Source organism: Candidatus Poriferisodalis sp. (genome assembly GCF_965204195.1).
GTDB lineage: Bacteria > Actinomycetota > Acidimicrobiia > Acidimicrobiales > Poriferisodalaceae > Poriferisodalis.
This window is the reverse complement of the sequence record NZ_OZ241975.1, coordinates 1,489,276-1,510,000: the sequence shown is the minus strand read 5'-3', so window position 1 is coordinate 1,510,000 and position 20,725 is coordinate 1,489,276. Positions and strand designations below refer to the sequence as shown.

At 67.7% G+C, this 20,725-nt stretch carries 20 protein-coding genes (1 of these 20 cut by a window edge); 5 read left to right on the top strand and 15 right to left on the bottom strand.

What is annotated here, in order from left to right; all coding sequences use genetic code 11:
• The 6 genes from tyrS to ACOGI8_RS06690 all read right to left on the bottom strand — a co-directional run.
• On the bottom strand, positions 1–650 hold the 5' portion of the coding sequence (tyrS, locus tag ACOGI8_RS06715; RefSeq protein ID WP_419856099.1) for a tyrosine--tRNA ligase. The gene continues 622 nt to the left of window position 1, outside the view; 650 of the gene's 1,272 nt are visible here — the first part of the coding sequence; the start codon lies at positions 648–650; its stop codon lies off the left edge, out of view.
• A gap of 41 nt (positions 651–691) precedes the next feature.
• Positions 692–1,459, bottom strand: coding sequence for an ABC transporter permease (locus ACOGI8_RS06710; RefSeq protein WP_419856098.1), 768 nt, complete (start codon positions 1,457–1,459; stop codon positions 692–694).
• Complete coding sequence (locus ACOGI8_RS06705; RefSeq protein ID WP_419856097.1) at positions 1,456–2,454, bottom strand: ABC transporter ATP-binding protein; 999 nt, start codon at positions 2,452–2,454, stop codon at positions 1,456–1,458. Before ACOGI8_RS06705 ends, ACOGI8_RS06710 begins: the two co-directional genes overlap by 4 nt.
• A complete protein-coding gene (locus ACOGI8_RS06700) occupies positions 2,451–2,771 on the bottom strand; it encodes a hypothetical protein (protein ID WP_419856096.1) in 321 nt (106 codons plus the stop codon). The genes ACOGI8_RS06705 and ACOGI8_RS06700 overlap by 4 nt, the downstream gene beginning before the upstream one ends.
• Positions 2,772–2,895: 124 nt before the next feature.
• Positions 2,896–3,144, bottom strand: a complete 249-nt coding sequence (locus ACOGI8_RS06695) for a hypothetical protein (protein WP_323673617.1) — start codon at positions 3,142–3,144, stop codon at positions 2,896–2,898.
• 31 nt (positions 3,145–3,175) lie between these two features.
• The gene (locus tag ACOGI8_RS06690) at positions 3,176–3,595 is read right to left on the bottom strand and encodes an NUDIX hydrolase (protein ID WP_419856376.1); all 420 of its coding nucleotides are present in this window, start codon (positions 3,593–3,595) and stop codon (positions 3,176–3,178) included.
• 18 nt (positions 3,596–3,613) lie between these two features.
• Between ACOGI8_RS06690 and ACOGI8_RS06685 the strand changes: the two genes are divergently transcribed.
• Positions 3,614–3,763, top strand: a complete 150-nt coding sequence (locus ACOGI8_RS06685) for a hypothetical protein (RefSeq protein WP_419856439.1) — start codon at positions 3,614–3,616, stop codon at positions 3,761–3,763.
• Positions 3,764–3,855: 92 nt separating this feature from the next.
• Here the strand turns inward: ACOGI8_RS06685 and ACOGI8_RS06680 are convergent, their stop codons facing one another.
• The 7 genes from ACOGI8_RS06680 to argC form a co-directional block, all read right to left on the bottom strand.
• A complete protein-coding gene (locus tag ACOGI8_RS06680) occupies positions 3,856–4,464 on the bottom strand; it encodes a DNA-3-methyladenine glycosylase (protein WP_419856095.1) in 609 nt (202 codons plus the stop codon).
• 2 nt (positions 4,465–4,466) lie between these two features.
• The gene (argH, locus tag ACOGI8_RS06675; protein WP_419856094.1) at positions 4,467–5,939 is read right to left on the bottom strand and encodes an argininosuccinate lyase; all 1,473 of its coding nucleotides are present in this window, start codon (positions 5,937–5,939) and stop codon (positions 4,467–4,469) included.
• Positions 5,940–5,951: 12 nt separating this feature from the next.
• On the bottom strand, positions 5,952–6,413 hold the full coding sequence (gene argR, locus ACOGI8_RS06670; RefSeq protein WP_419856093.1) for an arginine repressor: 462 nt from the start codon (positions 6,411–6,413) through the stop codon (positions 5,952–5,954).
• Positions 6,410–7,396, bottom strand: a complete 987-nt coding sequence (gene argF, locus ACOGI8_RS06665; RefSeq protein WP_419856092.1) for an ornithine carbamoyltransferase — start codon at positions 7,394–7,396, stop codon at positions 6,410–6,412. Before argF ends, argR begins: the two co-directional genes overlap by 4 nt.
• The gene (locus ACOGI8_RS06660; RefSeq protein WP_419856091.1) at positions 7,393–8,649 is read right to left on the bottom strand and encodes an acetylornithine/succinylornithine family transaminase; all 1,257 of its coding nucleotides are present in this window, start codon (positions 8,647–8,649) and stop codon (positions 7,393–7,395) included. Before ACOGI8_RS06660 ends, argF begins: the two co-directional genes overlap by 4 nt.
• Before the next feature lie 71 nt (positions 8,650–8,720).
• Entirely contained in the window at positions 8,721–9,614 is an 894-nt protein-coding gene (gene argB / locus ACOGI8_RS06655; RefSeq protein WP_419856375.1) for an acetylglutamate kinase, read from the bottom strand.
• Between the two features lie 2 nt (positions 9,615–9,616).
• The gene (argC, locus tag ACOGI8_RS06650; protein WP_419856090.1) at positions 9,617–10,690 is read right to left on the bottom strand and encodes an N-acetyl-gamma-glutamyl-phosphate reductase; all 1,074 of its coding nucleotides are present in this window, start codon (positions 10,688–10,690) and stop codon (positions 9,617–9,619) included.
• A 200-nt stretch (positions 10,691–10,890) separates the two neighbouring features.
• Here argC and ACOGI8_RS06645 point away from each other — a divergent pair, with 200 nt between their 5' ends.
• The 3 genes from ACOGI8_RS06645 (at position 10,891) to ACOGI8_RS06635 (ending at position 18,662) form a co-directional block, all read left to right on the top strand.
• Positions 10,891–15,816 carry a glutamate synthase-related protein gene (locus ACOGI8_RS06645; protein WP_419856089.1) on the top strand — a complete coding sequence of 1,642 codons (4,926 nt, stop codon included), beginning with the start codon at positions 10,891–10,893 and terminating at the stop codon, positions 15,814–15,816.
• A 68-nt stretch (positions 15,817–15,884) separates the two neighbouring features.
• On the top strand, positions 15,885–17,342 hold the full coding sequence (locus tag ACOGI8_RS06640; RefSeq protein ID WP_419856088.1) for a glutamate synthase subunit beta: 1,458 nt from the start codon (positions 15,885–15,887) through the stop codon (positions 17,340–17,342).
• An 18-nt stretch (positions 17,343–17,360) separates the two neighbouring features.
• Positions 17,361–18,662 (top strand): Zn-dependent hydrolase, encoded by a 1,302-nt coding sequence (locus ACOGI8_RS06635; protein ID WP_419856087.1) that lies wholly within the window; start codon positions 17,361–17,363, stop codon positions 18,660–18,662.
• 30 nt (positions 18,663–18,692) lie between these two features.
• Here the strand turns inward: ACOGI8_RS06635 and ACOGI8_RS06630 are convergent, their stop codons facing one another.
• Positions 18,693–19,340 carry a hypothetical protein gene (locus ACOGI8_RS06630; RefSeq protein WP_419856086.1) on the bottom strand — a complete coding sequence of 216 codons (648 nt, stop codon included), beginning with the start codon at positions 19,338–19,340 and terminating at the stop codon, positions 18,693–18,695.
• A gap of 6 nt (positions 19,341–19,346) precedes the next feature.
• Positions 19,347–19,838 carry an organomercurial lyase gene (gene merB / locus ACOGI8_RS06625; protein ID WP_419856085.1) on the bottom strand — a complete coding sequence of 164 codons (492 nt, stop codon included), beginning with the start codon at positions 19,836–19,838 and terminating at the stop codon, positions 19,347–19,349.
• Between the two features lie 85 nt (positions 19,839–19,923).
• Here merB and ACOGI8_RS06620 point away from each other — a divergent pair, with 85 nt between their 5' ends.
• Positions 19,924–20,688 carry a nitroreductase family protein gene (locus ACOGI8_RS06620; protein WP_419856084.1) on the top strand — a complete coding sequence of 255 codons (765 nt, stop codon included), beginning with the start codon at positions 19,924–19,926 and terminating at the stop codon, positions 20,686–20,688.
• Positions 20,689–20,725: the final 37 nt, after the last annotated feature.

Here is a 20,725-nt window from a genome sequence, read left to right as displayed (position 1 = left end):
TGCGCAGCGAGTCCCAGCCGGCGGCGGATCAGGTCGATGCCGAGCACGATGTTGCCCCACTGGTCCGAGCCGCCGACCTGCAGTTCGCACTCGACGTTTTCCGCCAGCCACAAGTAGTCGTACGCCTGCAGCAGCATGTAGCTGAATTCGGTGTAGGACAGCCCATCGCCCTCGTCGAGGCGGTTGCGGACCGATTCCTTGCCCACCATCTGCTGCACGGTGACGTGCTTGCCGACGTCTCGCAGGAAGTCGAGGACGCCGATGCCGACGGTCCACGCACGGTTGTCCAAGAGCCGCGCCGAGCAGGGTCCGTCATCGAAGTCGAGGAACTGGCGCAGCTGCGGCACGATTCCCTCGAGATTGCTGGCCAGTGCGTCATCATCGAGCAGGTTTCGCTCGGTCGAGCGTCCGCTGGGATCACCGACCATGCCCGTTGCGCCTCCGGCCAGCGCGATGGGGCGATGCCCTCCTAGCTGCAGCCGCCGGAGCGTCAGCAGCCCCATGAGATTGCCCACATGAAGGCTCGCGGCGGTGGGGTCGAAGCCGCAATACACCGTGATCGGTCCGGACTCCAGGCGCTGCGCGAGCGCCCGGCGGTCCGTTGTCTGATGGATCAGTCCACGCGCCTCAAGGTCGGCCAGCACGTCCACACCGCCAGTCTGCCGGACAGCCAGCGCCGCGAGACCCCTGGCTAGTTGCGAGGCGTCCAGCGGAAGAAGCGCACGGTGACCAGCACCCCGAACACGCCCCACACCCCGAGGACCAACCAGTGCCACGCCGGCATCGGCACGCCTTCGCTGAATGGGTCGAAGGTGCGTCCTAGCGCAACAGCCAGGTGCTTGATGGGGAACACGTCACCGATGAGGGTCATCCAGCGCGGTGCCCCGTCCGACGGGATGAACACGTCGGAAACGAAGTACAGCGGCAGCACGCACATGTTCGTGATCGCCGGAGCTGCCTGCTCGCTGGGGCACACGCATGTGATGGCGAGCCCCAAGGCCGAAAACGCCGCGGCGCCCACCCCGAGCGTGATGAGCAGGCTCGGCACGGCACCCGGCTGGACCTCGACGCTGTAGCCGAGCCAGCCGATGCCGATCACCAGCGCTGTCATCAATACGGTCAGCACCAACGATGCGGCGACCTGCCCGCCCACATAGACCCACGGCGGCAGCGGCGTCGCCCGCATGGCTTTGAGCACGCCGCTCTCGCGCTTGATGACCGTGACGATGGCGGCGTTCATGAAGTTGGCCGAGACCAGTGCCAGCGCCAGGATCCCGGGGACGTACACGGTTGCGACGCGCGCTCCGGTCGAGCTGATGATCTCGTTGCCGAAGATCGAGGTGAAGATCACCAGGAAGATGATCGGCAGGACCACTGTGAAGAAGGTGGCCGCCGGGCTGCGCCCGAAGCCCAACAAGTTGAATCGCGCCTCGCTGCGCAGCTGCCCCAGGCGGGTCATGAACCCTCTCCCGAAGATGTGTCTCCAGTCAGTGCCAGGTACGTGTCCTCCAGCGTCGGCGGCTGCACAGCCAGTGAGTCGAGCGGGGTCCCGGCGGCCTCGGCGGCAGCGAGCAGATCGCGCACTACCTCGCCGACATCACGCGTGACGAGCGCGAACCGTTCGACTTCTCGCTCGATCTGCCGCTCGGCGATAGCTGTGCCTGCAGCGGCCCGAGCCCGCACCGACGCATCGTCACCGCGGAGCAGGTCTCGCAGCCGATCAGGCAGCGCCACAGGGCTCAGCTCTGCGGCATCCCAGCTGACGTGCGATGGCATGGCGACTTGTGCCGCCAGTTCGGGAGCAGTGCCGTCGGCCACGATGCGACCCCGCGAGATCACCACGATGCGGTCAGCCAGGTGGTCAGCCTCGTCCATGTAGTGGGTGGTCAGCAGCACGGTCACGCCCAGCGACCGCAGACCGTCGATGGTTTGCCACGCCTCGCGGCGAGCAGCCGGGTCGAAACCGGTTGTTGGCTCATCCAGGAAGACGAGCTCAGGGTCGCCCACGAGGGCGAGCGCTACAGCCAGGCGCTGTTGCTGCCCTCCCGACAAACGGCGAGTGCGGGTTCCGGCCGCCTCGGCAAGACCGACAAGCTCCAATACCTCGGCGGTCGGCCGGGGCGATCGGTAGTACGCCGACCACATCGTCACAATCTCCGCAGCGGTGAAGTCGCCCTCATGCTTGGCCCCTTGCAGAACGACCCCGATGCGCTCCCTCCAGTCGGCGGTGGCCTCCGCCGGATCGACGCCCAGCACCTGCACGTCCCCAGACGTTCGGGTGCGGAGGGCTTCGAGGATCTCGACTGTCGTGGTCTTGCCGGCCCCGTTGGGACCCAGGAAGGCCACGACCTCGCCGGTCGCGACCGACAGGTCGACGCCGGCGACCGCCTCGACTTCCCCGTATCGCTTGCGGAGCTGGGTGACCTCGATGGCGAGGTGTGCCTCGTCGCTCATCTTGTGTGGCCGCCGACCGCTGCACTGCCGTGACTGCTGGCGGCGTTGTCGGCTCGGTCAGCGACGGGGTCACCGGCAGGAACGTCGATGCCCTCATCGGCGTAGCGCTCGGGATGGCTGACCTGTGGCCGCACCGCTGCTGCGTACAGCAGGACGCCCAACGGACCGCTGTAGATGATCAGCAGGACCCAGTGCCAACGACGCTTGCCGGCCAGCTGAAACCGATCGCGACCCAGCCGCAGGATGTCGACAATTCCACCGGCCATGATCAGCGCCGCCACAGCGGCTGCGGCGATCAGCACAGCGCCGAGGTCCACCCGGCCACGCTACCGGTGCCGCCGCGTGCGGCCCAGAGGCTGAGCCCCGGGCCCAAGCGGCCCGTGAACGCTGTCATATGCAGAATGAGGATCAAGAGCGCAAAGCACGGAGCGGGCGATGCCTTCAGCCGCCCAGCGATGTCACGGCGTCCGCGATGTAGAACCCGGCACCGGCGATGCCTGCGACGAGGAAGCCGATTCCTGCTGTCCAGAACGTGCCATTGAACAGCAGCCGTCCGCCGGCGGCCAAGACAACGGTGACAGCGATCACCGGCAGCACCGAGCCCGGCAGGAAGGTGACGGCGATCCAGCCCAGCACCAGACCGCACAGCAGCAGGACGATGTTCTCGACCAGCAGCAGCACCTGATGCACGTAGCCACCGTACGCGCCGCCAGCAACGCGCCTACTCGTCGCTGTGTTGCCTCAAGGTGCGGGCGAGGTCGAAGCCATATCGAGCCAGCCGGCGCGTGCTGGCGTCGAGTCCCAGTTCCGGCTCGTCGAGCTGGTCGCCTGCGACCCACCGCAGCTCTTCGGACTCGTGGTTGCCGCGTGTCACGGCACGGCGTGGTGCGCGAATGAGAAAACGAACGTCGAAGTGAAGATGATCAGGCTCGGTGTGCCTGCGGTTGACGAACAGGTGCATGTCAATGTCAACCGGCTCGGTCCAGACCTGGAGGCCGTCGATGCCGGTCTCCTCGGTGGCTTCGCGCAGGGCGACCCCCGCGAGGGAACCCTCGCCATCGGCATGACCGCCCGGCTGCAACCAACGACCGATCTTGCGGTGCAGCAGCACCAAACCCCTTGTTGCGTCGTGGTTCACCACCCACGCCGATGCAGTCAGATGTCCGACCTCGCACGAGCGATGCAGTGCATCGGGATGACGAGCGGCAAAGCCGACCAATCGTCGCCGGTGCTGAGCCTGGATGCGATCTTGAGGCTCGAATCGCTCCACAGCCTCAAGTGCCGCCGCGAGGCCGGCGTGCGCAACTGAGGAACCAGGCCGCTTCCCCGCCGGGGCAGCCGCACGCCAACGCGGTGCTCGAGCGCCGCTGTCGCCCGCCGGCGAATGGCTGCCCCGCACGCTCACCGTCTGCTCACGTGCGGGTTGCCAGCGTCGTAGAAGCGCCAAGGAAGCTCAGCACCGCGGCTGATGCCGATGCGCGCCGTGCTCACAATCTCCGCAGCCGTCCAGCCATCGTCGCGGATGCTGAGTCCGCCGTCGGTTGTGAGGTCGCAGCCGTCGTGGGCACCGTCGATGCCGAATGCCTGAGTGAGCTTGGCCGGGCCCGAGCACAAGTCCCTGCCGCCGACCGCGCCTGCGGTGCGACTCCGCCGGGCCGCCATGACATCACCGCCTTGCACCGGCTCAAGTGCTCGCAACAGGACGGCGTCGCCGATACCGGCCGGTGCACACACTGCGTTCGCGCACCAGTGCATGCCGTAGATCAAGTACACGTAGAGGCGTCCTGGCGGTCCGAACATGGAGGCGTTGCGAGCCGTCGGGCCGCTGCGCGAATGTGCCGCAGGATCGCTGTCGCCGCAGTACGCCTCGACCTCAACGATGCGCCCCGCCCGCAGCGGTCCGTCTGTGCTGGCGGGATCGTGCACCAGCAGCTTGCCGATCAGGCCGGGAGCGACCTCCGTTGCCGGGCGCTCGTAGAACGCCTGCGGCAGAGGGTCGCCCGCCGGCACCGTCAACGCCCAGCTCGGGCGTCGCTGGCCGCGGCGAGTGCAGCGTCGAGACGCTCGAGTTGTGCGGCCACGGCGTCGGGACCACCCGCTCCCGGCGTCGTGCGGCTGAGGTATGCCGCGCCGGGCGCGAGCAGGCGGGCAGCCTCGGGGCCGAGATCCGGGTGGGCGGTCACCAGTTCCGTCAGGCGATGGGGGCGCTCGGAGACTTCAGAGTCGTCTAGTGCCTCACGCACGAGCCCGGCAATGACCCCGTGCGCGTCGCGGAAGGGCATACCCCGAGCCACCAGCCATTCGGCCAGATCGGTGGCCGCAGCGAAGGGGTCGTCGGCGCCCGCCGCCATGGCCTCTGCATCGAATTCGACAGTCTGCATCAAGCCGTCGAGCGCCAAGACCACCAAGCGCACGGTGTCGACCGCGTCGAACAACGGCTCCTTGTCCTCTTGAAGGTCCTTGTTGTAGGCGAGCGGGAGGCCCTTGAGCGTCGCCAGCAGGCCGGTCAAGTGACCGATCAACCGTCCGGCCTTGCCGCGTGCCAGCTCCGCGACATCTGGGTTCTTCTTCTGCGGCATCATCGACGAGCCGGTTGCGAAGGCATCGTCGAGCACGACAAATCCGAACTCGGCGCTCGACCACAGCACCACTTCCTCACCCAGGCGAGACAGGTGGATCCCCGACATCGCCAACGCGAACAAGGCGTCGGCGACAAAATCGCGATCGCTGACTGCGTCGAGCGAATTCTCGAAGACCGCTGCGAACCCCAGATCGGCGGCGGTCGCCGAAGGATCCAGCGGAAGCGTCGAGCCTGCGAGTGCGCCGGCTCCGAGCGGCGAGACATCCGTGCGATGCCTGGCATCGCCGAGACGCTCCACGTCTCGCAACAGCGCCCATACGTGCGCGGCCAGGTGATGCGCGAGCCCCACCGGCTGCGCCTGCTGCAGGTGCGTGTAGCCCGGCAGTCGCAGGCCCGAGGAATGCGCCTCTCGCGCCCTGGCGGCCAGTGTGCTCGCCAGGCCCAGCAACTGCCCGGTCAGCTCATCGATCGCACGGCGAGTCCACAGGCGCAGGTCGGTCGCGACCTGGTCGTTGCGACTGCGACCGGTGTGCATCTTGGCCGCGGCTCCGCAGAGCTCGGTTGCCCGGCGCTCGACTGCAGTGTGAATGTCCTCATCGGTCGGAGCCCAGACCATACGGCCCTCGGCGATCTCGGTTTCCACCTCGTCGAGGGCCGCGACGATGCCATCACACTCGCCGTCGCTCAGCAGACCCACAGCGGCCAGCATCGACACGTGAGCCCGCGACGCAGCGATGTCCTCGGCGAACATGCGCTGGTCGAACGGGAGCGAGTCGTTGAGCGCTGCGAGGGCATCCGCGGGCGCGCCGGCGAACCGGCCGTGCCACAGGGTGGCGGGGCCGGTTCGGGACGGGCCGATCGGTTGCGGGGGCAAGTCGTCGGCAGAAGTGCCGTCAGCAGGCATCAGGCAACACGCTCACAAGTCGGCCAGGTCGCGGCAGTGCTCGGCAACCGCAGGGCCGCCGAGTTCCTCAGTGGCCACGATGAATAGCGTGTCGTCGCCCGCCACCGTGCCGACCACGCCGTCAAAGGCACTGCGGTCGATCGCCGAGGCAACGACATGCGCTGATCCCGGCGGTGTGCGCAACACCACCATGTTCTGCGAGGAACGCACGTCGAGCACCCAGTCGGAGAACACTCGCCGCAGGGTGTTGGACGGCAGCGTCTCGGGCGCGTCGGCTTCGGGCACCGCATACACGGTGCGCCCTGCCGTGCGCATCTTGGCCACGCCCAACTCGTCCAGATCACGGCAGACGGTCGCTTGGGTGACCTCCACTGAGCGCTCCGCGAGCAGACCGACCAACTGCGCCTGGCTGCTGATCTCGTGCCTGGCCAGCAGCTCGCGGATGAGATGTTGGCGCTGCGTTTTGGTGCTCATGATGCCGCTCCATGCGGCGCTGAACTGGCTGATGCCGCTCCATGCGGCGCTGAACTGGCTGACGCCGCTCCATGCGGCGCTGAACCCGCCAGGAAGGCCAGCAGGCCCCGTGCAGCGTGCATCCGGTTCTCGGCCTGCTGCCACACTCTGCTCGCCGGACCGTCAATGACTTCAGCAGTCACTTCCTCGCCCCGGTGTGCTGGCAGGCAGTGCAGGAAGATTGCCCCGTCGGCGGCATGGAACATGAGATCTGCGGTGACCTGGTACGGACCGAACGAGGCCAGACGCTCAGCCTGCTCGTCCTCCTGACCCATGGAGGTCCACACATCGGTGCAGACCACGTCGGCGCCCGTGACAGCTTCAGCCGGATCGTCCGTGACCGTGCACGTGCCACCGAGCGCCTCGAGACGCTCGAGCGTCGAGGCGGCGGGTGCATAGCTCGGCGGCACGGCCAGCGAACTCTCGATTCCCAGCATGGCGCAGCCGATCGCGAGCGAGCGCCACACATTGTTGGCGTCGCCGACGAACGCCACGCGTCCGGTGCGTTCGAATCCAGTGCATTGCGAGATGGTCAGCAGGTCTGCCAGCGCCTGGCAGGGATGTGCGTCATCAGACAGCAGGTTGACGACCGGCGCCACCTCGCACGCTGCCATCCGTTCGAGGTGGCTGTGCCGAAAGACACGCGCTGCGACGATCGCGTGGTAGCAGGCCAGCGTGCGCACGATGTCCTCCGCGGACTCGCGGACATCCATCCCGACTTCTTCCGGCCGGATATAGACCGGGTGACCGCCGAGCTGTTTGACGGCCATCTCCATCGAGTTGCGCGTGCGGTTCGAGGCCTTCTCGAACACCAAGGCCACACCCTTGCCGTCCAATACTGGGGGCGCGTCGACAGCGGGGCGCGACGATGCGTCCAGCACCCAGCGCAACTCGTCCGGTGACAGGTCATCGACTTCGAGGAAGTGCCGCATCAGACCGGTCACTCCTTGCCGGCGAGCACGCTCGCGAAGATTGCAAGACCCTCGTCGATCTGCTCGCTGGACACGACGAGCGGCGGCGCGAAACGCACGGCCGTCGGCGTGATCCCGTTGATCACGAGGCCAGCTTCCAGGCACGCCGCAGCCACCTCGGGACCGCTGCGACCGGCAGCATCGGTATCAATCTCGGCCGCGATCAGCAGGCCGAGGCCGCGAGTGTCGACAACGCCGGGAACGCCCATGAGCTTGCCGGCCAGTTCTTCGCCACGGGCAGCAGCCACCGCTGGCGCATCGATGGCCTCCATGGTGCGCAGCACGGCACGTGCCGCGCTCGCGGCGAGCGGCTGCCCGCCGAACGTGGTCGCGTGATCGCCCGGCTGGAACGCGGCGGCGATCTCGCGGCGCGCCCAGACGGCACCGATCGGCACACCGTTGCCCAGTGCCTTGGCCATGGTCACGATGTCGGGTCGAGCCGCGCCGGTCGGTCCTCCGGCCGAGTCGAAGTGGTGATGCCAGGCAAACCACTCGCCGGTGCGCGCCAAGCCAGTCTGCACCTCGTCGACGATGAACACCATGCCGCGCTCGTCGCAGATCTCACGGACGCGATGCAAGTAGGCGCTGTCGGCGACGTTCACGCCGCCCTCGCCCTGGACAACCTCGAGCAGCACGGCGCAGCAGCTGGGATCCAGCGCCGCCTCCAATGCATCTGCGTCGTTGTAGGGCACATGTCGGAATCCGTCCGGCAGCGGCTGGAAGGTCTCGTGCTTCTCAGGCTGTCCCGTGGCATGGAGCGTCGCCAGCGTGCGCCCATGGAACGACCGCAGCGCGCTGACGACGACATAGCGGCCACGGCCGCCGTACTTGCGCGCCAGCTTGATCGCCCCCTCGAGCGATTCGGCGCCGCTGTTGCAGAAGAAGACCTGCCCACCGCCGCCCTGCAGCCGGTCAATGGTCTGCGCGACTTCGACCTGCGGCTCGGTGCCGAACAGGTTCGACACATGCAGCAGCGTCCGCGCCTGCTCACCGACCGCATCGGCGACTGCCGGGTGGGAATGGCCGAGCGACGTCACCGCCAGTCCCGCCAGGAAATCCAGGTAGCGCTTGCCGTCGCGGTCGTAGAGCTCGCAACCGCTGCCGCGCACGAACTGGACCGGCGGCGGCCCGTAGGTGGGCATGAGCGGGCAGTGCTCCAGCTCCGCAGCGCCCATGGCGGCCGCGTGGGGCGACAGCCCGTTCGTTGCACTTGTTGCCGTGGTCATTTGTGTCATGAGATCGTGGCTCGCTCTCTGCGTTTCGGGTACTCGGGTGTCTGGGTTACACGGTGTCTGGGCTAGTGGCCGGCTTGCAGCGTTGTCGGCCGATCACGGGTGATCATGGTGCCGACGCCGGCATCGGTGAACAGCTCGACGAGCACGACGTGCGGAACGCGGCCGTCGAGCAGGTGTGCACTGTTGACGCCGTTGCGCACGGCGCTGATGCAGGCTTCGATCTTGGGGATCATCCCGCCCGCGATCGTGCCGCCGGCCAGCCGGGCAGCCAGCGAGTCGGCCGTTGTCCGCCGCACGAGCGAATCCGGATCGTCGACGTCATCGAGCAGACCCGCTACGTCGGTGAGGTATACGACCTTCTCGGCGTCAAGAGCCGCGGCCACAGCGCCGGCCACGGTGTCCGCGTTGATGTTGTATGCCTGCCCCTTGGCATCGGCGCCGATCGTGGAGATCACCGGGATCAACCCCTCGGCGAGCAGGCGCTCGAGCAGGTCGGTGTTCACATCGGTGACCTCGCCCACGAATCCCAGATCAGGGTTCCGGGCGGTGGCGGTAATGACCCGGCCGTCCTCGCCCGAGATGCCCACGGCCAGCGGCCCGTGCACGTTGATGGCGCCGACGATGTCACGGTTGACCTTGCCGACCAGCACCATGCGTGCGATGTCCAGCGTCTCCGCGTCGGTGACTCTCAGCCCATCGCGGAACTCCGAGGTCTTGCCGAGGCGCGCCATGAGATCGCCGATCTGCGGGCCGCCGCCGTGGACGACGACCGGCGCCAGGCCGATCTGGCGCAGCAGCACCATGTCGGCGGCGAAGCCGTCGGTGAGCGCAGTGTCGACCATCGCATTGCCGCCGAACTTGACAACCACCACCTTGCCCCGCCATCGGCTGATATACGGCAGCATCTCCACGAGCAGCTCGGCGCGCTCGACCTGCTGGGCGTGAACATCGCCCATGGTCATGGCATCAATCCTGTCGTCGGCAGGCCGGCCGTCTCGGGGAGTCCGAGTGCGATGTTGGCGCACTGCACGGCCCCGCCGGACGCACCTTTGACCAGGTTGTCGATCGCGCTGAGCACGACCAGCCAGCCAGTTCGGGGATCCACCCGGGCACTCAGATGGCATGTGTTCGCACCGAGCGTCGCCTTGGTATGGGGAGCGTCGCGATGCACCACCACGAACGGCTCATCGGCATAGAAATCTGCCAGCACGCCGAGCGCATCATCGGTGGTCAGGCCTTCCGACGGTCTGGCGTAGCAGGTCGCCAGAATGCCGCGCACCATGGGCGCCAGGTGGGGTGTGAACAGCACCTGGCATCCGGTTGCCTGCTCAATCTCAGGCGTATGACGGTGGTCCAGCAAGCCGTAGGCCACGAAGTCTTCGTCGACAGCGGAGAACGTCGTGTTGGGCTTGGGAGCCCGGCCTGCCCCGCTGACCCCCGATGCGGCATCGATCACGACACCGCTCGTCGAGATGTGGCCACCGCGGGCGAACGGCGCCAAGGCCAGGGCAGCAGCAGTCGGGTAGCACCCGGGTACGGCGACGCCCGCAGCGCCGCGCAGCGCCTCACGGCCGAGCTCGGGAAGCCCGTAGGGCAACTCGCCCAGCAGCTCCGGCATCGGATGGTCAGCGCCGTACCACTGCGGATACAACGCCGGGTCGATCAACCGGAAATCAGACCCCAGGTCGACCACGCAGCCGACGCGCTTGTACAGGTCGGCAACGACGGGCGCGCTGGCCATGTGCGGCAGGCCCAGGAACACGACGTCGAGTCCGACGAAGATCTCGGGGTCGTATGCGCAGTAGCGAAGATCGCCGTAGTCGGCCGCCAAGCTGGGATACAGGTCGCGGACCGCGGCACCTGCCTGCGTGTCGCCGGTAACGGCGACGACGTCGAATGACAGGTGCGCCGCCGCCAGTCGCAGCAGCTCCGCGCCGGTGTAGCCGGACGCGCCCACGATGCCGACGCGCACCGGCTGCGCCGGTCCTGTGTCCATGCGCACCGGCTGCGCCGGTGCCGGGTCTGTGTTCATGGCGGCGTGCCTATCTCTCAGATCGATGCCCACTGTATCAGCTGCACGCCCGCAGTATGCATCAATTTGCAAAATTATTCAGCCCCTGCATCCGCCATTCCGCACTGCATCGGTACACTGCTTGTTCCCAGGGCCAACGACGTCCCTGCCGCCGCCGAGTTCCGACATCGGAACTCCTTCAGCCCACCGGGACGTCGCCGATGCCCACTCATGACACTGCGGCCGCGCCAAGCACTGACGACCGTCCGGCCGTACGCACCGACCCCCACGAGGGGCCGCCTGCCGCACAGGGCCTCTACGACCCTGCATTCGAGCATGACGCCTGCGGCGTGGGCTTCGTGGCCGACATGTCCGGAGTGCCGAGCCGCGCCGTCGTCGATCAGGCCCTGCAGTGCCTCGTCAATCTCGACCATCGCAGCGCGACGGGCGCTGAGGCCAACGTCGGTGACGGCATCGGCATCACCATTGGAGTGCCCGACCGATTCCTGCGCGAGGTCTGCGAATTCGAGCTCCCGCCAGCCGGCCACTATGCAGTCGGCACGGCGTTTCTGCCCCGCACCGATCCCGACGCAGCAGCAGCGTCGATCGAAGCGATCATGGTCGACGAGGGGCTTGAGGTGCTCGGCTGGCGCGACGTCCCCACCGATCCCTCCTCGCTCGGCAAGTTCGCCACCGATCCCATGCCGGTGTTCCGGATGCTGTTCGTGGCCGCCCCGTCCCCCGATCAGCACACCCTGCCAGAGGCTGAGCCGGCAGGCGAAGCCGTGGCCCGAGCGGCCCGTGAGCGGAGCGAACAAGAGCGGGAAGCAACAGGTGCCTCAACGAGAGGGTTCACCAGTACGCGCCACCTATTGGAAGGGCTGGCGCTCGAACGGCGGGTGTATGTCGCCCGCAAGCGCACCGAGCACGACATCGATCCCGCGCCCTACTTCGGTTCGCTGTCGTGCCGGACGCTCATCTACAAGGGAATGCTGACCTGCAGCCAGTTTGCAGAGTTCTATCCCGACCTGGTCGACCCCCGCATGGAATCAACGCTCGCCCTGCTGCACTCGCGCTTCAGCACGAACACGTTTCCCTCCTGGCCGCTCGCGCACCCGTATCGCATGCTCGCCCACAACGGCGAGATCAACACTGTCATGGGGAACCGCAACTGGATGCGCGCGCGCGAGGGCACGCTGTCGAGCCCGCTGTTCGCAGACGCCGATGGGCGGAACCAGCTTGAGCGCACCTACCCCGTGTGCACGCCGGGCGCCTCGGACACCGCCAGCTTCGACGAGGTGCTCGAACTGCTCCATCTCGGCGGGCGGAGTCTCCCCCACGCCGTGCTGATGATGATTCCGGAGGCATGGGAGAACCATGCCCGCATGCCCCAGGACAAGCACGACTTCTACGAGTTCCATGCCTCGTTGATGGAACCGTGGGACGGCCCGGCCAGCATCGCCTTCACCGACGGCACCGTCGTAGGCGCAGTGCTCGACCGCAACGGCCTGCGGCCCTCCCGCTATTGGGTCACCGCCGACGGCCTGGTCGTGATGGCATCCGAGGTCGGCGTCGCTGACATTGACCAAACCCGCATCATCCGCAAGGGCCGCCTGCAGCCGGGTCGCATGTTCCTGGTGGACACCTCGCAGGGCCGCATCGTGGGCGACGACGAGATCAAGCAGAGCTTGGTGACCGCGGAGCCGTATGGGGAGTGGCTCGCCGACGGGCTCGCACACCTGGAGGACCTGCCGCCGCGCTTCAGCCTGACGCCTCAGCACTCCTCGGTGACGCTGCGCCAGCGCACCTTCGGCTACACCACCGAGGAGCTGCGAATTCTCGTGGCGCCCATGGCCCGCACCGGCATCGAGCCGATCGGGTCGATGGGGACCGACACACCCATCGCCGTGCTGTCGAAGCGGCCGAGACTGTTGTTCGACTACTTCAGCCAACTGTTCGCGCAGGTCACCAATCCACCGCTGGATGCGATCCGTGAGGAACTGGTGACGTCCACCAAGGCCAAGATCGGCCCGGAGGGCAACCTGTTGCAGCCCGGCCCGGATTCCTGCCGGCAGATCGTGCTGCCCTACCCGATCCTGTCGAACGAGGACCTTGCCAAGATCCTGTACATCGACGAGGACTTGCAGCAGGCGCCGGCGCAAGCCAATGGCGCCGCATCGGACGGCGCAGCGCAACCCGACGACGATGCCCGCCGGTTCCGGCCGTTCGCCGTCGACGGCCTGTACCCGGTCGCAGACGGCGGTGCCGGCATGGAACGCGCAATCGCCGACGTGTGCGAGCAGGTTGACGAGGCCATCGCCGGCGGCTCCCGGATCATCATCCTGTCGGATCGCTACAGCGACCCGCAGCAAGCGCCGATTCCCTCGCTGCTGCTGACGGGCGCCGTGCATCACCACTTGGTACGCAACAAAACCCGGACGATGGTGGGCTTGGTGACCGAGTGCGGCGATGCACGCGAGGTGCACCACATGGCCTTGCTGCTCGGCTACGGGGCGAGTGCCGTCAACCCGTACCTGGCCTTCGAGTCGATCGACGACATGGTGCGCAGCGGCGTGATCAGCGAAGTCGACGAGCGCACTGCCAAGCGCAACTACATCAAGGCGTGCACCAAGGGCGTGCTCAAGGTGATGTCCAAGATGGGCATCTCGACCGTGGCCAGCTACACGGGGGCGCAGGTGTTCGAGGCCGTGGGCCTGGGGGCGGATCTCATCGATCGCTACTTCAGCGGGACGACATCCAAGCTCGACGGCGTGGGTCTCGATGTGCTCGCGGCCGAGGTTGCCGAGCGTCACCGGTTCGCCTACCTCGACAACCCCACCGAGGCGGCGCACCGTGACCTGTGGGCGGGCGGCGAGTACCAGTGGCGGCGCGAGGGCGAATACCACCTGTTCAACCCCGAGACCGTCTACAAGCTGCAGCACTCCACGCGCGCCGGTCGCTACGAGATCTTCAAGGAGTACACGCAGCTGGTGGATGACCAATCCACCGAACTGGCGACCTTGCGGGGCCTGTTCGAGCTCCGTCCGGCGCCCGGCGGGCCGATCCCGGTCGAGGAGGTCGAACCGGTTGCTGAGATCGTGAAGCGATTCTCCACCGGAGCGATGAGCTACGGCTCTATCTCCGCGGAAGCACACGAGACACTGGCCATCGCCATGAACCGCATCGGCGGCAAGTCCAACACCGGCGAGGGCGGCGAAGACCCGGAGCGCTATGTGCCAGACCCCAACGGTGACCTGCGGCGTTCAGCCATCAAGCAGGTGGCCTCAGGGCGCTTCGGTGTGACCTCGGAGTACCTGACCAACGCCGACGATCTGCAGATCAAGATGGCCCAGGGCGCCAAGCCCGGCGAGGGCGGGCAGCTGCCGGGGCCCAAGGTCTGGCCGTGGATCGCCAAGACCCGCCACTCGACGCCCGGTGTCGGGCTCATCAGCCCGCCGCCGCACCACGACATCTACTCGATCGAAGACCTCAAGCAGCTCATCCACGATCTCAAGAACTCCAATCCCGCCGCGCGCGTCCACGTCAAGCTGGTGGCCGAAGTGGGCGTGGGCACCGTCGCCGCCGGCGTGTCGAAGGCGAAGGCCGATGTGGTGCTGATCTCCGGCCACGACGGCGGCACCGGGGCGTCGCCGCTGACGTCGCTGAAGCACGCTGGCGCGCCGTGGGAGCTCGGCCTTGCCGAGACGCAGCAGACACTGCTGCTGAACGGACTGCGGGACCGCATCGTCGTACAGACCGACGGGCAGCTGAAGACCGGCCGCGACGTGATCGTTGCGGCACTCCTCGGCGCCGAGGAATATGGCTTCGCCACAGCACCGCTGGTGGTCTCGGGCTGCATCATGATGCGTGTCTGCCATCTCGACACCTGCCCTGTGGGTGTCGCCACCCAGAACCGCGAGCTGCGCAAGCGCTTCGGCGGCCGGCCCGAGTTCGTTGTGAACTACTTCGAGTACATCGCCCAAGAAGTCCGCGAGTACCTGGCGATGCTGGGCTTCCGGTCGCTGCCCGAGGCCATCGGGCGGGTGGATCGGCTCGACACGACCGCGGCGGTTGCCCACTGGAAGGCACACGGGCTGAACCTGTCGCCGATCCTGGCGGAACCCGAGACGCCATGGCCGCAGGATCGCTACTGCTCCCAGAGCCAGGACCACGGCTTGGAGCGGGCCCTCGACCAGCAGCTCATCGAATTGGCGGCGCCGGCGCTGGAGGCTGAGCCGAATGGCGAAGCCGGGGCCCGAGCGGCCCGTGAGCGCAGCGAACAGGAGCGGGAAGCAAATGGTGACTCGGCAGACGGGTTCGCCAGTCTGCGCATCAGCTCAGGACGCCGCGAGCTGGTGCGGGCGGAGCTGCCGATCAGCAACGTGAATCGGACCGTCGGCACCATGCTCGGCCACCGCATCACCGCTGCCCACGGCGGCGACGGCCTGCCTGACGATACGGTTGACTTCACATTCAACGGGTCGGCCGGGCAGAGCTTCGGCGCATTCGTGCCGCGTGGGCTGACAATGCGACTGCACGGCGACGCCAACGACTACCTCGGCAAGGGGCTGTCGGGCGGGCGCCTAGTAGTACGACCCCCGAGGGACACACACCCGGATTTCGTGGCCGAGGACAACATCATCGCCGGGAACGTCATCCTGTACGGCGCAACCGGCGGCGAGGCGTACATCCGCGGAACGGTCGGCGAACGCTTCTGCGTGCGCAACTCCGGAGCGACCGCCGTCGTCGAAGGGGTGGGCGACCACGCGTGTGAGTACATGACGGGCGGCATGGTGGTGGTGCTCGGCGCCATCGGTCGCAACTTCGGTGCCGGCATGTCCGGCGGGGTGGCATTCGTGTACGACCCCGACGACGTCTTCTGGCGGAACCTGAACGCCGAGATGGTCGACCTCGAACCCCAACTCGACGATGCCGACGCCGAGACGGTACGCACAGTGCTGCGCCATCACCTCGCCGAGACCGATTCGGCTCCAGCCCAACGCATCCTGGGACGCTGGCACAGCGAGGTGCGCAGCTTCCGCAAAGTGATGCCGAAGGACTACCGGCGCGTGCTCGAAGCGAGGGCAGCAGCGGCCGAGCTCGGCCAAGACCCCGACGAGGCAGTCATGGCGGCTGCGCATGGCTGAGAACTGCGTCCGCCCGCTCAGCGCAGCCGCCACTAGACGGGCACAAGGGCTGCGCATGGGTGATCTAGATGGGTGATATCCGGGGATTCATGCGGCACGACCGGGAGCTGCCGACCCGGCGGCCGGTACCGGTGCGCCTGCGCGATTGGCGTGAGGTGTACGAGCCATTCGCCGACGAAGACTTGCGCACCCAGGCCAGTCGCTGCATGGACTGCGGCGTGCCGTTCTGCAATTCGGGCTGCCCGCTGGGCAACATCATCCCCGACTGGAACGATCTCGTGTACCGCGACCGCTGGCAGGACGCCATCGAGCGACTGCACGCCACCAACAATTTCCCTGAGTTCACCGGTCGGCTGTGCCCGGCGCCGTGCGAGGGTGCGTGCGTGCTGGGCATCAACGCCGACCCGGTCACGATCAAGCAGGTCGAGGTCGCGATCATCGACAAGGCCTTCGAGATGGGTTGGGTCCGCCCCGAACTGCCCGCCGTGCGCACGGGCCGCAGCGTGGCAGTGGTGGGTTCGGGGCCCGCTGGGCTGGCAGCGGCGCAGCAGCTGACCCGTGCCGGCCACGACGTCACGGTGTTCGAGCGGGCCGATCGGCTCGGCGGCCTGCTCCGGTACGGCATTCCCGAGTTCAAGATGGAAAAGCGCCACATCGAACGTCGGCTCGACCAAATGAGCGCCGAGGGCACGAAGTTCCGCACCGGCGTCGAGGTCGGTGTGGACATTCCGGTAGCGGATCTGCAGGCCGATTTCGACGCACTCGTGCTGGCCGGCGGCGCGACAGCATGGCGCGATCTGCCGATCCCCGGCCGAGAGCTCGACGGCATACACCAGGCGATGGAGTACCTGCCGTGGGCCAACAAGGCCCAGGAAGGAGACCTCGACCCGGCCGACGTGCCGATCAACGCCGCCGGCAAGCGCGTGGTGATCATCGGCGGCGGCGATACCGGCGCCGACTGCCTGGGCACCGCACACCGCCAGGGTGCCGCCTCAGTGCACCAATTCGAGATCCTGCCGCGGCCGCCCGACGAGCGGGATTCCGCCAACCCTTGGCCTACCTATCCGATGGTCTACCGGGTCTCCTCGGCACATGAGGAAGGCGGCGACCGCGTCTACTCGGTGAACACGCAAGAGTTCTTGAATGACGGCGCAGGTTCGGTGCGGGCATTGCGGGCGCACGAGGTCGTGTTCAGCGACGGCCGGTTCGCCAAGGTGGACGGCACCGAATTCGAACTCGAATGCGAGCTCGTGCTGCTGGCCATGGGATTCCTCGGGCCGCAGCAGGAGGGCTTGCTGGCTCAGCTCGGTGTGGAGATCGATGCGCGCTCCAACGTGGTGCGCGACGACGAGTACCGCACAAGCGTCGACGGTGTGTGGGTGTGCGGTGACATGGGTCGCGGGCAGAGCCTGATCGTGTGGGCCATTGCCGAAGGCCGGGCCTGTGCGGCTGCGGTTGACGAGGCCCTCATGGGCCATACGGCGCTCCCGTACCCGATACCTCCCTCCGCGCGCCCGCTCAACTGAAGGCGAGAGGTCACAGCGGTGAACACGAGCCCGTACCCGGTGGACGGCGAGCGTCTGTGGGCCACGCTCCACACCCTGGCGGAGATCGGCGCAACGCCTGCGGGCGGCGTGGCGCGGGTGGCGCTGACCGACGAGGACCGCGCAGGGCGAGATCAGTTCGTCGCGTGGGTGCAGGAGCTGGGCTGCACCGTCCATGTCGACCAGATGGGGAACATGTTCGCCCGCCGGGAGGGCACCGATCCGCAGCGGGCACCGGTGGTGGTCGGCAGCCATCTCGACAGCCAGCCCACCGGCGGCAAGTACGACGGCGCCTACGGCGTGATGGTGGGCCTCGAAGTGCTGCGGGTGCTTCACGACCAGGACATCAGCACCGCAGCACCCGTCGAGGTCGTGTCGTGGACCAACGAGGAAGGAGCGCGGTTCCCGCCGGCAATGATCGGCTCCGGCGTCTACGCCGGAGCGTTCAGCCTGGACGAGGGGCTCGCTGCGCCAGGAGTGGACGGCACAACCCTCGGCGACGAACTTGCCCGCATCGGGTATGCCGGGGCCGACCCTTGCGGCGCTCCTGACGGTGCCGGTCGCCGGCTGATCGGGCACTACATCGAGCCGCACATCGAGCAGGGCCCGATCCTGGAGGCCGCCGAAGTGACGCTCGGCACGGTGACCGGAGTGCAGGGCATCCGCTGGTACGACGTGTCGATCGAGGGGCAGTCGGCCCATGCCGGCAGCACACCGATGGAGCACCGCGCAGATGCCATGGTGGCCGCTGCGCACCTGGTGTGCGAGGCCGACGAGATCGCCGCTCGCCGCGCACCGGAGGGACGCGCCACCGTCGGCACGCTGTCAGTCGGCACCGGCTCACGAAACACCGTCGCCGGCTCAGTCTCGCTGACTGTCGACCTGCGCCATCCCGACGCCGCAGAGCTGGAAACCATGCATGAAGAACTGCTGGCCTTCGCCGACAGTCCCGCGTTCGGCCCCCAGCCCAGCGCCGCATCGAGCGGCGACAGCCAGCCCAGGGAGCGGTCGATCCCTCGTCCGCAGATCACCCCGATCTGGTACTCGCCACCGATCGTGTTCGACCCTGCAGTCGTCAGTGCGGTACGCAACGGCGCCTCCGCGGCGGGTTTCGAGCCCGTTGACATCACATCAGGGGCCGGCCACGACGCCTGCTACGTGTCCATGGTTGCGCCCACCGGGATGTTGTTCATTCCTTGCGCCGATGGGCTGTCACACAACGAGGCCGAGTCGATCCTGCCTGAGCACGCCATAGCTGGCGCGCAGGCCACGCTCAACGCCGTGCTCGCGCTTGCCGGCTGACGCTCACCGCTGCAGCTGCCGGTTCAGTCGCTAGGCCAGGTCTCGCAGCGCTTGGCACTTGAGGATCGCTCGGGCGGATTGTTCCATGGCCGTCCAGGCAGGCTGCTCGGCCGTATCTCCCTGCCAGCCCATCTGGCGCAGCCGCTCGGCCATGCGCGCGTCTCCGGCGGCGAGGTCTGCCCGAGCGAGCCAGCCGGTGGCGGCCTGCACATCGCGCACCGCCGACCTCCGGGTGTCAATCCACGCCTGCGGGTCGGCATCAGGCAACGGATCGGCGGGAATCGCCACGATCATCGCCTTCGCGGCGTCGCGCCAATGTCGAGCGATCCCGACGGGCACCGTGGCAGGCCATGCGCCCATGAGCTGCTGCTCGACGCTGCGGTCATGCGGCGAGGCGCCTTCGAGCACCGACAGGTCCACCCGCACCAGCGCGGCGACGGCAGCAGTGGTTGCCTGTACATCCGCTCGTGGCGGCGCCATCCGTTCGCGCAGCTCGGCGAAGGTGCCGGCGGCATCGGGGCCCGTGACCCATGAGATGAAGTCGCTCCGGCCACGCTCCCGGAACATCGGCGCTGAGAACGTGTCGGCCCACCATTCGACGGGTCGCACCAAGTGCGCCATGGCGGGGTCGTATTCCTCCCAGTTGCGGGCGTCCTCTTCCGACCGGAAGAGATTCATGCCCGCTCAGCGGAAGGGTCGGGTGGCGACATCGCCGCCGACCACGCTGCGGGTGTAGCCGACCATCTCGGGCGGGTCCATCGAGAGGATCTCTTCGTCTCGCATCTCGATGCGCAAGGGATCGCCGCCCAACAGGCACGGCGCATCCACCGTGACGGTCTGGCCCGGAACAAGCCAGCGGATCGCCAGCGCTTCGAAGGCGCACTGCGCGAACCAGCGCTGCTCGCCGTCGACGCTTACTCGGTACTGGGTGGGCTGATTGTTGAACGGCGGGAACGACGCGATGTAGTCGGTGCCCGGGTGCAGCCAGCCCGGAGTGAGATCGATGACCCGCCTCACGAGTGCCTTGGCACGCACCGGCTCGATGCCCAGCGTGCGAGCAAGTTCCGCATAGTGAGGCGCCACCCCAGTCGCCACTGTCTCGCGCATGATCGCCGCATATGCGGCGTCGAGCTCTTCGACCGGAAGCTGCTCCGGTTCAATCGGGTCTGCCGCCATATCGCGACTCTAGAAGGGGCACATCCACGCGCCGTTCACGGCCGGCAACGGCGGTGCGCATCGGGCCCGCAAGTAGGTTGCGGGCATGGCGGAGGATGTGCCGAGCAATGACGACCTGACGGCTCCGCGCTTCGATGCGCTCATGGAGGTCTTGCGGCTGCGCCGGTCGGTGCGCAGCTTCGAGCCGCCGCCTGAGCCGCTGCCCACCGAGGTCCTGCGTGGCATCTGCGAGGCCGGGCGCTGGGCGCCGTCGGGCGCGAATACGCAGCCGTGGCACTTCGTGGTCGCCGCGGATCGGGCCGACATGCTCGCTGTGTCTGACGTGTTCGTGCGACAGGCCGACCGGTTGGTCGCGCACTGCCGGGGATTCCCGCACGTGCACAAGAAGCACTGGCTGCACAACTCGCTGGCCATCGTGCTGCTGTTCTGCGATCCCCGCTGGGTCGACTCGTACCCGGTCAGCGACCACGACAGCTGGCGCGACGAGTACGCCGCCAACAACGAGAAGATCCTGCTGGCATCCGTGGGCGCCGCCGCGCAGAACATGCACTTGGCAGCTGCCGCGTACGGCTTGACGACAGCGTGGCTGAGCGGCGGCGGCGAGGACACCACTGCTCGGGAGTTGCGCGAGCTGCTCGGCGTGCCAGAGCCGCTGGTGCCGATCGCCACCATTCCCATCGGCTGGCCGCACCGGCGTGCAGAGTCTCGCTACCGCCACCCGCTCGAGCAGCTCATCCACTGGGGGCGCTGGGACCCGGAGCGCACGCCCGCGGACGATGCCGTGCAGACCTACATCAGCGGCGTCCGCCGGCAGGCCATGTACCGCGGCAGCGAAACCCTCGAGGACTGAGCGACCGATCTGGCTCCCGCATCAAGCGGGCGGCGCG

Bases quoted from the DNA above. Each gene is read 5' to 3' on its own strand.
- ACOGI8_RS06710 (WP_419856098.1), bottom strand. From the start codon at position 1,459: ATGACCCGCCTGGGGCAGCTGCGCAGCGAGGCGCGATTCAACTTGTTG.
- ACOGI8_RS06705 (WP_419856097.1), bottom strand. From the start codon at position 2,454: ATGAGCGACGAGGCACACCTCGCCATCGAGGTCACCCAGCTCCGCAAG.
- ACOGI8_RS06685 (WP_419856439.1), top strand. From the start codon at position 3,614: ATGTCCGACCTCGCACGAGCGATGCAGTGCATCGGGATGACGAGCGGC.
- argH (WP_419856094.1), bottom strand. From the start codon at position 5,939: ATGCCTGCTGACGGCACTTCTGCCGACGACTTGCCCCCGCAACCGATC.
- argR (WP_419856093.1), bottom strand. From the start codon at position 6,413: ATGAGCACCAAAACGCAGCGCCAACATCTCATCCGCGAGCTGCTGGCC.
- ACOGI8_RS06660 (WP_419856091.1), bottom strand. From the start codon at position 8,649: ATGACCACGGCAACAAGTGCAACGAACGGGCTGTCGCCCCACGCGGCC.
- argB (WP_419856375.1), bottom strand. From the start codon at position 9,614: ATGGGCGATGTTCACGCCCAGCAGGTCGAGCGCGCCGAGCTGCTCGTG.
- argC (WP_419856090.1), bottom strand. From the start codon at position 10,690: ATGAACACAGACCCGGCACCGGCGCAGCCGGTGCGCATGGACACAGGA.
- ACOGI8_RS06645 (WP_419856089.1), top strand. From the start codon at position 10,891: ATGCCCACTCATGACACTGCGGCCGCGCCAAGCACTGACGACCGTCCG.
- ACOGI8_RS06640 (WP_419856088.1), top strand. From the start codon at position 15,885: ATGGGTGATATCCGGGGATTCATGCGGCACGACCGGGAGCTGCCGACC.
- ACOGI8_RS06630 (WP_419856086.1), bottom strand. From the start codon at position 19,340: ATGAATCTCTTCCGGTCGGAAGAGGACGCCCGCAACTGGGAGGAATAC.
- merB (WP_419856085.1), bottom strand. From the start codon at position 19,838: ATGGCGGCAGACCCGATTGAACCGGAGCAGCTTCCGGTCGAAGAGCTC.
- ACOGI8_RS06620 (WP_419856084.1), top strand. From the start codon at position 19,924: ATGGCGGAGGATGTGCCGAGCAATGACGACCTGACGGCTCCGCGCTTC.